12 protein-coding genes and 1 other annotated feature are annotated in these 12,812 nt (G+C 44.4%); of the genes, 4 read left to right on the top strand and 8 right to left on the bottom strand.

Annotation, left to right across the window (positions count from 1 at the left end; translation table 11 throughout):
- Nucleotides 1-2: 2 nt before the first annotated feature.
- Genes dltB through NST56_RS20610 form a run of 3 tightly spaced genes read right to left on the bottom strand, consistent with a single transcriptional unit; the run spans nucleotide 3 to nucleotide 2,862 of the window.
- Nucleotides 3-1,190 carry a D-alanyl-lipoteichoic acid biosynthesis protein DltB gene (dltB, locus tag NST56_RS20620; protein WP_229148499.1) on the bottom strand — a complete coding sequence of 396 codons (1,188 nt, stop codon included), beginning with the start codon at nucleotides 1,188-1,190 and terminating at the stop codon, nucleotides 3-5.
- Nucleotides 1,187-2,695 (bottom strand): D-alanine--poly(phosphoribitol) ligase subunit DltA, encoded by a 1,509-nt coding sequence (gene dltA, locus NST56_RS20615; RefSeq protein ID WP_268444716.1) that lies wholly within the window; start codon nucleotides 2,693-2,695, stop codon nucleotides 1,187-1,189. Before dltA ends, dltB begins: the two co-directional genes overlap by 4 nt.
- Nucleotides 2,696-2,712: 17 nt before the next feature.
- Nucleotides 2,713-2,862, bottom strand: coding sequence for a teichoic acid D-Ala incorporation-associated protein DltX (locus NST56_RS20610; protein WP_010332387.1), 150 nt, complete (start codon nucleotides 2,860-2,862; stop codon nucleotides 2,713-2,715).
- Nucleotides 2,863-3,310: 448 nt separating this feature from the next.
- Here NST56_RS20610 and NST56_RS20605 point away from each other — a divergent pair, with 448 nt between their 5' ends.
- Nucleotides 3,311-4,246, top strand: a complete 936-nt coding sequence (locus tag NST56_RS20605; protein WP_010332386.1) for a 1,4-dihydroxy-2-naphthoate polyprenyltransferase — start codon at nucleotides 3,311-3,313, stop codon at nucleotides 4,244-4,246.
- A gap of 139 nt (nucleotides 4,247-4,385) precedes the next feature.
- Complete coding sequence (gene ywaC / locus NST56_RS20600; RefSeq protein WP_010332385.1) at nucleotides 4,386-5,018, top strand: GTP pyrophosphokinase YwaC; 633 nt, start codon at nucleotides 4,386-4,388, stop codon at nucleotides 5,016-5,018.
- Between the two features lie 30 nt (nucleotides 5,019-5,048).
- Here the strand turns inward: ywaC and NST56_RS20595 are convergent, their stop codons facing one another.
- The 3 genes from NST56_RS20595 to NST56_RS20585 form a co-directional block, all read right to left on the bottom strand.
- Entirely contained in the window at nucleotides 5,049-6,416 is a 1,368-nt protein-coding gene (locus tag NST56_RS20595; RefSeq protein ID WP_339178849.1) for a M28 family metallopeptidase, read from the bottom strand.
- Nucleotides 6,417-6,568: 152 nt separating this feature from the next.
- On the bottom strand, nucleotides 6,569-7,807 hold the full coding sequence (gene tyrS / locus NST56_RS20590) for a tyrosine--tRNA ligase (RefSeq protein ID WP_339178847.1): 1,239 nt from the start codon (nucleotides 7,805-7,807) through the stop codon (nucleotides 6,569-6,571).
- Between the two features lie 43 nt (nucleotides 7,808-7,850).
- Nucleotides 7,851-8,061: a binding site (T-box leader), on the bottom strand.
- Entirely contained in the window at nucleotides 8,056-8,571 is a 516-nt protein-coding gene (locus NST56_RS20585; protein ID WP_339178845.1) for a MarR family transcriptional regulator, read from the bottom strand. Its footprint overlaps the feature before it by 6 nt.
- A gap of 153 nt (nucleotides 8,572-8,724) precedes the next feature.
- Here NST56_RS20585 and NST56_RS20580 point away from each other — a divergent pair, with 153 nt between their 5' ends.
- Together NST56_RS20580 and NST56_RS20575 are read left to right on the top strand one after the other, a co-directional pair.
- The gene (locus NST56_RS20580) at nucleotides 8,725-9,438 is read left to right on the top strand and encodes a TIGR02206 family membrane protein (protein ID WP_229148507.1); all 714 of its coding nucleotides are present in this window, start codon (nucleotides 8,725-8,727) and stop codon (nucleotides 9,436-9,438) included.
- 110 nt (nucleotides 9,439-9,548) lie between these two features.
- A complete protein-coding gene (locus NST56_RS20575) occupies nucleotides 9,549-10,409 on the top strand; it encodes a glycosyltransferase family 8 protein (protein ID WP_339178844.1) in 861 nt (286 codons plus the stop codon).
- A gap of 52 nt (nucleotides 10,410-10,461) precedes the next feature.
- Here NST56_RS20575 and NST56_RS20570 read toward each other — a convergent pair whose 3' ends face one another.
- Together NST56_RS20570 and NST56_RS20565 are read right to left on the bottom strand one after the other, a co-directional pair.
- A complete protein-coding gene (locus tag NST56_RS20570) occupies nucleotides 10,462-11,304 on the bottom strand; it encodes a PRD domain-containing protein (RefSeq protein ID WP_010332379.1) in 843 nt (280 codons plus the stop codon).
- Nucleotides 11,305-11,355: 51 nt separating this feature from the next.
- Nucleotides 11,356-12,735 carry a sucrose-specific PTS transporter subunit IIBC gene (locus tag NST56_RS20565; RefSeq protein WP_010332378.1) on the bottom strand — a complete coding sequence of 460 codons (1,380 nt, stop codon included), beginning with the start codon at nucleotides 12,733-12,735 and terminating at the stop codon, nucleotides 11,356-11,358.
- Between the last annotated feature and the right edge of the window lie 77 nt (nucleotides 12,736-12,812).

The following is a 12,812-nucleotide window of genomic DNA, read 5'->3' as shown; positions in this document are numbered from 1 at the left end:
CTTTAATGATGGTGATGAAATGGTTTTCCTGAGAAAATATAAAACCCAAAGCAAACAAAATGGAACGTGATCACAATGGCGAGAATCGTTGTCCAGCGGTTGGACGGCAGCCATTTATATTTCTTATTCCACTTCTCGAAAAAGTTGTAACACGTCATCAGGACGGCGTGATAGAGGCCGTAGATGATATATTGCGGCGCAAGGCCGTGCCAAACCCCCATCAGCATAAACAGCAGGAAATACCCGATATTTGAGACGGCCATACGGTTTTTGATCCACTTTTTCTTTGTCATCCAAAATACAAATCTCATAAATACATAGTCTCTGAACCAAAATGACAGAGACATGTGCCAGCGGTTCCAGAAATCTTTAATATTTTTGCTGATAAACGGTTTATTAAAGTTTTCCGGCGATTTAATCCCCATAATATAGCTGACCCCGACGGCAAACATCGTGTAGCCGGCAAAATCAAAGAATAAATACATGCTGTAGCCGTACATGTACAGCAGATTCCCGAGGATCTTATTGTGCGTGATCGCGGGAAGGTTCATGATGAAGTATGTGTTGATTGCATAGCCGATAATGAACTTGTAAAGGAATCCAATGAAAATCTTATGAATCCCCGTATACAGCAGATCGGCATATTCCTCTTTTGTCCAGGCCTTCTGCTCATCCTTGACGAATCTGCGGTACCTGTCAATCGGACCGGAAGAAATCGTCGGGAAAAACAGGATGAAATACAGCAGGCGGTGAAGCGGCAGCTGTTCCTTCAGCAGCCCGTCTCTCGCTTCCATAATCAGCTGAACGCCTTTAAAGGTTAAATACGAAATCCCTAAAAAGCTGATCAGGTTATGCGCCGGATGATGCGGCTGCGGATGAGAAAGAAACGGCCATATTTTTGACAAGAATAAAGGCAGAATAGACGCGATAACAGCCGAGCAAAAGACAAAGCCGCTGTTCGCTTTCTGCCGGTACGCCAGGTAGCCGCTGATCAGGAGCACCTGCCATATGGTAAACAGACACAGGGCGATGACGCCGTGTAAGTCATGCGAGAAAATCAGAGCCAATATAAGAATGGATATAAACATGTTGTATGCTTGGAATCTTTTCCCGTTCAGGCCGAGAATAATGGTCGGCAGAAGAAGAATGCCAAGCAATATAAAGAATAAAAACGAGCTGTAAGGCGTCATACAAGAACCTCTTCGCGGATGCGTTTCCTGTCAATTTTGCCGTTAGCCGTCATTTGAATGTGATCCTGATAAATGAACTTTCTCGGAATCATATAAGCCGGCAGGGAAGCGGCAAGCTCTTTTTTAATCGCACTTGTCAGCTGGAACTCCTTCTGGAATTCATGCTCCTCAGGCACAATTGCAGCTATCAGATATTCAACTGTTCCGTTTGGCTGATACGGAATCACAACAGCTGAGCGCACGTACTGAGACTGTCTCACATGAAACTCAATTTCCTCCAGCTCCATTCGGTACCCGTGAAGTTTAATCTGGAAATCCAAGCGGCCTTGGCAGAAAATCTGACCATCTTGTGTATAACCAGCATCGCCAGTTCGGTATGCCCATTGGCCTTCATAAGAGAAGAACGCTTTATCGGTCAGCTCAGGCTCACCGAGATAGCCGCGGCTTACACTCGGACCTGCAATGACGATTTCGCCTTTTTCTCCATCCGGGAGCTGATTTCCCTGTTCATCCATAATCAAAATGTTCATATCTGGTTTGGCGAAGCCGACTGGCAGAGATTCGTGCCGGCTGATGATGTCATTTGTAATTTCAACGGACGTAACAGCGACTGTCGCCTCAGTCGGACCGTACGTATTAAAGATTCTTGCTTTCGGGAAACGCTCAAGCAGCGATTCGGCTACAGAAACCGGGAGAACCTCTCCGCAAAACATAAATGTGTCCGCCTCAGGAAGCAGATCTTGTGAAAATCCAGGGTCCATCAGGCACATTTGCACAAAGGATGGCGTTGATGTCCATATATTCAGCCCGGACTTTTTGAGCTCTTCGAATAAGATCTTCGGCTTATTCACGGCGTCCTTTGTCACACAGTGTAAAGTACCGCCTGACTGAAGGCACGGATAAAGATCCATGACGGATAAATCAAATGAAAACGGCGCTTGGTTTAAAAACGTTTTGCCTCCGTTGATCGGGAAGTCCGCGCAAATCCAGTCTGTGAAGCTTTGAAGGTTCGCGGCTGAAATCTGCACGCCTTTCGGATTGCCCGTGCTTCCGGAAGTGTAAATAATATAATACGTTTCGTGTCCCGTCACCCATTGATCACGGCTGACAGTGCCTTCGTTTTCCAGCAGTTCTTCCGCTGAAACTGTCTGAATCAGCCCGCTGTCAATATCAACAGGAAGACCAGATACATGAATCAGCAATTCGGCGCCCGAGCTTTCAATAATTTTCGCAATCCGCTCGGATGGAATGGACAAGTCAACCGGGATATAAGGGTGTCCCGCCTTGACGCTTCCTAAAAAGGAGACAATCATGTGCGGCTCCATATGTCCGTACACCAGAACAGGAGAACCCTTTTCTCCGGAAACGCGTTTTTTGATTGCGGCAGCCGCGCGGTCAGACAGTGCCCAAAGTTCCTGATATGTGAGCGACTGGCCTTGAGAGCGGAAGGCTTCGGTTTGCGGATAAGTTTCCGCATGTGTTTGAATAGCATCTAAAAGTTTCATTGTTATTCTCTCTCCAATTAGAAATCGTTATAAATATAAGAACCGGTATTCGCGGTGTGAAAACCATACATAAAAAACAAAACAAGCAGTATCAACAAATAAAAGCCTGTATGACAAGTCCACTTGACAGCGGGTTTTTCATACAGCTGTTTCATCAATTGCAGCATATCTAAATTCCCTTCCCGTTTTTTCGATAATTACATGAGTATATGACGAGCGGATGCGCAAAAAGTTTCATATTTTCCCTAATCTCCCTCAAATTTATATATCGGCTTCTGCCTTCAGAAGTGAATTTTTATCTCAGAAAGAGAGTATGAATGAAGCTTCTCTGACTGATTCATTATAAAGGAAAGATCAAATGTAATGAAGAGAACTTTTTAACTTTTAAAAAGCGAAAATGTATTTAAAAAAATTTTTCCGCTCCTGTTTGTAAAGGCACAGGCAGAACCCTAATGAAATCAGGGCAGAAAGGGTATAATAAGAAGGAAAACGCCCGCTCAAGGTATCTTGTGAAATGGTGGAGAAGTCATTATGATAGATAAGGAAGCAAAACGCAAGTCTCATCAAGTGGCCGGCTGAAATAAAGTAAGCCTTTTAATAGAAAGGAAGAGGAAGATGAACCAAACAAATAAGGGTGAGGGTCAGACAGCGCCGGAAAAAGAAAGTATGGGGCAGATTCTTTGGCAATTAACGCGTCCGCATACATTAACGGCGTCGTTTGTTCCTGTGCTTTTAGGAACAGTTTTGGCGATGTTTTATGTGAAGGTTGATTTGCTGCTGTTTCTGGCTATGCTGTTTTCTTGCTTATGGATCCAGATCGCGACGAACTTATTCAATGAATACTACGATTTTAAACGCGGGTTAGATACAGCTGAATCTGTCGGAATCGGCGGCGCAATTGTTAGACATGGTATGAAGCCCAAAACGATTCTGCAATTAGCTCTCGCTTCATACGGCATTGCCATTTTGCTCGGTGTGTATATTTGCATGAGCAGCAGCTGGTGGCTGGCTGTCATCGGCCTCGTGGGAATGGCGATCGGTTACCTGTATACAGGCGGGCCTCTGCCAATTGCATATACACCGTTCGGTGAGTTATTCTCAGGCATTTGCATGGGTTCGGTATTTGTGCTGATTTCATTTTTTATTCAGACAGATAAGATCAATATGCAAAGCATTTTGATTTCGATTCCGATTGCGATTCTTGTCGGCGCGATTAACCTGTCGAACAACATTCGCGATATCGAAGAGGATAAAAAAGGCGGACGCAAAACATTGGCAATCCTGATGGGGCATAAAGGAGCTGTCACTCTGTTGGCTGCATCTTTTGCTGTGGCGTATATTTGGGTTGTCGGCTTGGTCATTACAGGAGCTGCAAGCCCATGGCTGTTTGTCGTCTTTTTGAGCGTACCTAAACCAGTTCAGGCGGTGAAAGGCTTCGTCAAAAAAGAATTGCCAATGAATATGATTGTAGCGATGAAATCTACAGCGCAAACCAATACATTTTTCGGATTCCTGCTGTCAATTGGATTATTGATCAGTTATTTCCGGTAAGAAAGAAGACCGCTTTTTCTGCGGTCTTTTTTTGTTACATTCGACAGGATTTTGTAAAAAAATTCATAGAACCTAGCAGCAGGCAGGCACGTCTAGTACATGGACAGCGGATAAAGATCCGTTAAAGGAGATGACGAAAATGGATTTATCTGTAACACATATGGACGATTTAAAAACTGTCATGGAAGACTGGAAAAACGAACTGTTGGTTTATAAATTCGCACTTGATGCACTTGATACAAAGTTTTCGATTATCAGTCAGGAATACAATTTAATTCATGGCCACAATCCGATTGAGCATACAAAATCGCGTGTAAAAAGCTTTGAAAGCATCGTAAATAAACTCATGAGAAAGGGCTGCGAGATTACGACACAGGAAATGAAGGAACATATCAACGATATTGCCGGTGTGCGTATCATTTGTTCCTTTATTTCTGATATTTATAATGTCGTGAACGTCCTGAAGCAGCATGAGGATTTGCGGATCGTGAAGGTAAAGGATTATATTCAGAATCCGAAACCGAACGGCTACCGAAGCCTGCATTTGATTATTGAAATGCCTGTGAACTTAACGAACAGAGTGGAATACGTCAAAGCAGAAATTCAAATCCGCACCATCGCCATGGATTTCTGGGCGAGCTTGGAGCATAAAATCTACTATAAATTGAACAACGACGTTCCTAAACATTTAACCGATGAACTGAAGGAAGCGGCGGAGATCGCCCATTATTTAGATGAGAAAATGCTGGGGATTAAGAAAGAAGTGGATTAAAAAAAGACGGCAGCGATGTGCCGTCTTTTTTTATTTCATATCTTCATAAATGTCAGAGGCTTTTACCTTCATTTGTTTCTTATTGGCTTTCGTTTTTTTCTCTTTTTTCACAGCTTCATAGACAGAGGCTGTCACAAGGTCGCCGGCCTGCTGAAGGCGTTCTTTGCTGATATGCTTGATCGAGTCTTCAGGGGTATGATACCAAGGCTCAACCTCTTCGGTTTCCGGATCTCCCCAAATAAAGTTAGCGGAATCTATACCGGCTTCATGGAACGGCACGTGATCGGATGAGCCTCCTTGTGTCAGAGACAGGCTGTCGAATCCAATTTTTTCAGCGGCCGTATGGCTGGATTCCCAAACATAGTTAGATTGTCCATCCAATGTGTTGACATACAGCTCAGACGCATTCTCCCAGCTTGTACCCACCATGTCTAAGTTGAAGTTCACTTCGCTTCGTTTCAACTCTTTTTCTGATAGATGATCTACATAATGAGAGGAGCCGAGCAGGCCGAGCTCTTCAGCGCCAAAAGCGATAAAGCGGATTTCCTTGTCGGAAGGAATGCTTTTCAAGACGCGTGCCATTTCCAGCATGACAGAGGTTCCTGATCCGTTGTCATTTGCGCCGGGCGAGAAAGGAACACTGTCATAATGTGCTGTGACATACACAATATCAGGATTTTTGATGTTCTTTGGTTTTTTGACACCGATGATGTTCTGGGAGGTTTGATTTGAGAGCGCGTTTATTTGTAAGGTTGCTTCTTTTTGCTGGATAAGGGTTTCACCGTCTTCTTTCTTAATTCCGACGACAGGGATGCTGACTGTATTTCCGGATAGATTTGGGGTGACAGGCACAAGGCTTTCTTTGTTGTTATAAATGATGACAGCCTTCGCCCCGGCGTCTTCGGCGTTCTTGGCTTTCTCGTAAAATGTCAGGTCTCCTCTTGAAATCAAGGCGATTTTGCCCTTGGCATCAGCGGTGAAGTCCTTTGGATAGCCTAAGCCGGCATTGTAAAGCGGAGCCGTCAGCCCTTTTTCCTCAGTCGGGGCTGAGCCGGATGCCGCCCGGAGAAGAATGTCGCGTCCTTCTGAAGACAGCGTTCCCTCAAGCCGGTCAGGAATGCCGAATCGTTGAACCTTCACATCAAGCTTTAATTTTCTCAAGGTTGAGGCGATCCATAAGGCACTCTTTTTTTCAGCGGCAGTTCCGGCTATTCTGGGGCCGATTGTTTCACTAAGCTGAGAAATGGTTGAGTACGCACGCTTTGCTTTGAATGGAAGCTCCCGCTGGCTTTCTGATACTTGGACAGCGTGCGCAGCAGGGGTGACACTCTGTGCCGGCAAGAGAACCGTGCCGGCCGTTAAAACGGCCATCGTCATCACAGTCAAAAGCTTTTTCATAAACATGAACCTCCCCTAATGTGTGGATGGGGAATATTTCGGGATGCTAAAGGGTTTTCCTGCAACCTGAAGCGCATTTTTGAAAAGACAGTGCTTTATACCTGCAAAAAAACGCTTATGAAAGCCGATTTCATAAGCGTCAGGACATCAAATTATTGGATTTTTAAAAACTTGCGTTTGCCGACCTGGATGATCATATTCTCTTTTATCTCTGCATCGGCGTGAATGTCTGTTATTTTCTCTCCGTTAATCCGGACACCTCCGTTTTGAATCATGCGGCGCGCCTCGCTTTTCGAAGAGAGAAGATCAAGAGTGACGAGCAGATCGATCATCGCTATTGTTTTCTCGCCTTTCCAGTTCACAGCCGGAATATCCTCAGGCAGGCTGTTTTCCTGAAAGACTGTTTTGAAAGATTGTTCGGCTGCTTCAGCGGCTTCCAATCCGTGGTACATTCGGACAATCGTTTTGGCTAAAAGCATTTTGGCATCCCTTGGATGAACGGCGCCGGTTTCTAAGTCCTTTACGAGCTGTTTTTTTTCTTCAAGCTCAAGGTCCGTTGCCAAATGGATGTATTTTTTCATCAGGCTGTCGGGCAGTGACATCGTTTTCCCGTACATGTCGTTTGGATGGTCGTCAATGCCGATGTAGTTGTTTTTTGATTTCGACATTTTCTCAACACCGTCCAAGCCTTCCAAAAGCGGCATCAGGATGACGACTTGTTTTTCTTTGTTGTATCGTTCTTGGAAATGCCGTCCCATCAGCACATTGAAATGCTGATCTGTTCCGCCTAATTCAATATCGCTTTCCAGAACGACGGAATCGTATCCCTGCATCAACGGGTAAAAGAATTCATGCAGGGAGATCGGTTTTTGCATGGCAATGCGTTCTTCAAAGTCATCGCGTTCCATTAGGCGTGCTACTGTTATTTTGCCTGCCAAGTCAATGACATCCTCCAGATGCAATGTCTTCAGCCATTTCGAGTTGTAGTGAAGCTCGACTTTTTCTGGATCAAGCACTTTCCCGAATTGCTGGAAGTATGTTTTGGCGTTGTGCTTGACTTCTTCATTGGTCAGCTGTTTTCTGGCTGCGGACTTGCCTGTCGGATCACCGATTTTTCCTGTGAAATCGCCAATCAAGAGCTGCACAATGTGGCCGTTTTCTTGAAATTGGCGAAGCTTGTTTAAAACGACCGTATGTCCCAGATGAACATCCGGTGCAGAAGGGTCTAATCCGAGTTTGATTTTTAGTGGTGTGCCTGTCGCAATCGATTTGACAAGCTTAGCCTTTAATTCCTCCGGCGGTATGACTTCTTGGGCGCCTGTCATATATAAATCAAGCTGTCTTTCGACTTCTTTTTGCTGTGCTGCTGTGAGCTGATCAAATGTTTTCATCGTTTTCCTCCTTTTTTAGAAACACAAAAAGAGCCGCATCCCGATAAGGGACGTGGCTCAATGCACGCGGTACCACCCTGGTTGAAGACATTGTCTTCCGCTCATTCGATAACGGTTTCCCGTCCTTTGCTACTAACGTTCACAAAGAAAGCTCGGGGAGGTAATTCGCGTTTGCCTGTGTGCCGGCTCGCACCTTCCGCCGGCTCTCTGAAACAGGGAGACAACCGCTACTGGATTCCCGTCAAAGCTTATGATGTATGAAGATTGTCCGCTACTTTTCTAAGCAGTCCTGTCAGGGTTTTCTGCTCCTCTTTTGTCATGCCCGTAATCAATTCCGTTTCCCCTTTGTGAAACTCGGGGTAGAGTTCTTCGATCGCTTGTTTGCCGGATTCAGTAATTGTGACAAAAACAAGTCGCCGATCTCTGGTATCGATGCTTTTGGAGCAAAAGCCCTTTTTTTCGAGCGTTTTGGTCACGTTGCTTGCTGTAGCTGTTGAAATGCCTGACAGCTCAGCGATTTTTCTCGTTTCGAGTTTGCCCCATACCCATAGATCGTAAAGAATGGAGAAAGCGGTCCAAGATAATTTGTAAGAAGAAAGAACCTCAGTCTCCATTTTGACACGGAGCCTTTGCGCAGACCGATACAGATTCGTCGCGATCGAAATGGCTTCCAGGTTGAGTGACTCAACGGGCATTTGTCTAAGCTTGCTGAGTGTGTCATGCTCTTCTTTGCGAAGCTGCTGCTGTGTATTGAAACGTACCATTTATCAGGCCTGCCTTAAATTATCAGAATCATTAGCTATGAAATGAATTGTAGCAGAGACGATGGTGAACTTCAAGCCTATATTTTTCAGTTGAATAAAAAAAGCCAAAAGAACACCACAATAAAGAAAAATCCGCTAACGAGGGGTGCAGTTGTGCAAAAATATGTTCAAGGCGTGTATAGACACGATCCGTTTCATCTGTTTTCGACAGAGCATGCAGTGACACTAGGCTTGATCGGCGTGCTTGCCATCCTATTGTTTCTGTTCCGCCGGTCAGTGAAGCAGCCTGCATTCAGTCAATTTCTGCGCTATTTATTTGTGTTTCTTTTGCTTGCTTCACAAATTGGTTACCAAATTTGGATGATCGCCACGGGCAGGTGGTCGGTGCGGACTTCTCTGCCTCTTCAGTTGAGTGACCTGTCTGTGTATTTATCAGCGATTATGCTGGTGACAAAGAGCAGAAAGCTGTTTGTGTTTTTGTATTTTGTCGGTATAGGAAGCTCGCTTCAGGCGCTTCTGACCCCAGATCTTGGTATGTTTTCATTTCCGCATGTACGATATATTCTCTTTTTTATTTCGCACGGGTCCGTATTTCTATCCTGTTTGCTTATGGCAGTAATTGGCGCGTACAGACTCAGACAGCGCTCTTTATGGGTGACTGTTTTGATTGTCAATCTGTACGGAGGGATCATTTATCTGGTTGACCGCTGGCTGAATGCGAATTATATGTATTTAACGAAAAAGCCGGGCGGCTCTTCACTTTTGGATGTTCTCGGGCCTTGGCCATGGTATATCGCCTCAGCTGAAGCGATTGCAATCGCGAGCTTTTTCATTCTTTATTGGCTTTATCGCATGTTCAAAAAATAATAGCCTTTTTGTTGTATAGCACATTCTATTAAAAAAAATATTGGAGAATGGTGTTTAATTTTCTGAAAAAGGGAATGTAACTTGTACAACACAAAGGGAGATGAATACCATTGAAGAAAGATGAATTTATGCATATCGTATCATGCGCAGATGATAATTATGCTCGTCATTTAGGTGGGATGTTCGTTTCTTTATTGACAAACATGGACCAGAATAGAAAAGTAAAGCTATATGTGATTGATGGGGGAATTGAGCCTGATAACAAAAAAAGGCTGGAAGAAACGACATTGAAGTTCGGCGTGCCGATTGAGTTCTTAGAAGTGGATGCCAACCAGTATGAACATGCTGTGGAAAGCAGCCACATTACAAAAGCGGCGTATTACCGCATTTCGATTCCTGACTTAATTAAGGATGAGAGCATTAAGCGGATGATTTATGTCGATTGTGATGCACTTGTCCTTGAGGATATTTCGAAACTATGGGACTTGGACATCGCTCCATACACCGTTGCTGCTGTGGAAGATGCGGGGCAGCATGAACGTTTGAAAGAAATGAATATCACGGACACAGGAAAGTATTTTAACTCAGGTATTATGATTATTGATATGGAACCTTGGAGAAAGCAAAACATCACAGAAAAAGTTCTCAACTTTATCAATGAAAACGGTTCTGAAGATTTTCTTGTGTTACATGACCAAGATGCGCTGAACGCGATCTTATATGATAAGTGGTATGAGCTTCATCCGCGCTGGAACGCTCAAACATACATCATGTTAAAACTGAAAACACCACCGACACTGTTAGGGCGGAAGCAATATAATGAAACGAGAGAAGACCCGGCAATCGTCCACTTCTGCGGCGGAGAAAAGCCTTGGAACTCCAATACCAAGCATCCGTACCGCGATGAGTATTTCCATTACATGTCCTATACGAAGTGGAATACGATCGGGAGCCCGGCCATCAACCAATAATCTATATATGAAAAAAACGCTTTTGAGATCATCAAAAGCGTTTTTTTGTTTGTCAGCGCGCCACTGACCGATGATAAAACCGCTCAATATGCATGGCGATGTAGCACAATTCTTTTTCAGGAAACTCAAAGCCATACTCCTTTTTTACAAATGTGCCGATGCTTTTGGCGCATAGGAAAGCATCCTTGAATCTTTCTTTAATGATGGCAATCATCTCTGAATCCAGCTCGTAAATGGTTTCGCCTGCTTTGATATGCTGAATGGCAAAGCGCAAATGGGTTACGAGCCTTTCATAAGAAATGGTATCCTCCACAATGTTGATCGACAGCTGGGTTTCAATAATGTTGATAATGTCACGGATCATCGTTGTTATATCAAGTGTCTGTGTCATGTCGCCGGCGTTGTTTCTGGCTGTGTGAATATGCATGGCGATATTGCCGATTTCATCCTCAGGAATCTCAATGCCCAGCTTCTCTTTAATCAGCGCTCTAGCCCACATGCCGATTTGGAATTCCTTCGGATAAAGAACTTTGATCTCATTCAGCAGCGGATTTTTGATGACCATTCCGTTGCTCAGGCGTTCAATCGCAAATGAGAGGTGGTCTGAAAACGCGACGTGAATCCGTTCATTGATTTTGATGTTCAGTTCTTGTTCAGCATGGGAAATAATTTGCTCGGAGATTTGAATATGGTCTTCCGGCAACGTTTCTAAAATCTCTTCGAATTGTTTATAGTCAGGTGTATCTTTTCTGACGAATGTTTTTTCTATTTTAGACGGATCGACAATATCATTTTTCCTTTTATCGAACGCAATTCCTGCACCCAAGAGAATCTTCTCTTCATTTTGATCCTTTACGACGATTGCATTATGATTTAAGATTCTTTTAATTTTCATAGCTTTTTTCCTTTCATCCCCCGTTTTATGAATGAAATCGAATAAATCCAGTTATTCTGTCTCTTCTTTAAACCCGAGAAACAATGTAGCTATAAAAGCAGAGACGGCCGCGATCAAAAAACCGATCATATAATGAACAAAATTCGCAACGCCAAATGGCAGCACGATTGAAATCATCGGGATGCCGGTCAGTCCGTAGGAATTCGAGACGACGTGTGCCCCAACTACATACGCCCCGCCGAGAGCACCGCCAATAGCGGCTCCGATAAAGGGGCGGATCAGCTTCACATTTACCCCGAACACAATCGGCTCCACAATGCCTAAAAACGCGGTAAGGGAAGCGGGGAGCGCGATTTTCTTCAGGCTGGACTGCTTCGTTTTGAAAAAAACCGCCAGTCCCGCTCCGCCTTGCGCCACATTCGCCATTGACCATATCGGCACCAAAAAGTTTACACCCACATGAGGGTCGGCAAGCAAAGTCGCTTCAATCGCATAAAAGCTATGATGCAAGCCTGATAGAACGATAGTGGAATAGATGCCCCCGAAAAGTGCTCCGGCAGCAATGCCTGCGTGGTGATAAATGTATTCAATCGATTGCGATATGACCTGGCCGATAATAACTGCGGCGGGGTTCATCACAATCAGCGCGAGACACCCTGTCACCATCACAGTGATAAAGGGAATGATCACGACATCAAGTGACTTGGGCACAATCGTTTTTAAAAGCTTCTCAATTTTGCTCATGATATAAACGGAGAGAAGAATCGGTATAATGGCGCCCTGATAGCCCATCAATGGAATATGCAGCCCCCATATGTCCAAGGAAGCGGGGGTTTTGCTGCCGAGCATGGATGGATCAAGCAAATCAGGATGAGTCAGAAGCCCTCCTATCAATGCCCCTAAAAATGGGTTGCTGCCAAATTGTCTGGCGGCACTAAAGCCAACCAAAATCGGCAGCAGAATAAATGCGGTGCTGGATACGAGATCCAGCATTTTGATCCACGGGCTGTCGGCAGAGAACCAGTGAAAAACCTGAATCATGCCGATCAGCCCCATGAGCAACCCGTTTGCTGTTATCGCCGGGATAATCGGCATGAAAATATCGGACAGCGTTTTAGCAAATGTTGTGACGGGGTTCAGTTTGCGGCTGGCATGTTTCTCTTGAACAGCCTCTTCAGAAGGCGATGCCTCCCACACACAAACGACTTCTTTATAAATTTTGTTGACGACACCTGCCCCAAAAATAATTTGGAACAGGCCATATCTGAAAAAGGTGCCCTGCACACCTTGCAGATTTTCAATAGCACGTATGTCGATTTTCGTTTCATCCTTGACTTCGAAACGAAGACGAGTTGTACAGTGGCTGATGCTGTTAATGTTGTTTTTTCCTCCTGCGAGGAGCAATAATTCTTTCGCAATCTCTTTTTGCAAACAATAAAAACCTCCTCTGCTGAAGAAAAGTCGGCTTGTTCATCGTATCAAATGAAAAGTTGACAATCAAAATGAAA

This window comes from Bacillus sp. FSL R5-0560 (assembly GCF_037966305.1).
Lineage (GTDB): Bacteria > Bacillota > Bacilli > Bacillales > Bacillaceae > Bacillus > Bacillus mojavensis.
This window is presented reverse-complemented; position numbering and strand designations above follow the sequence as displayed.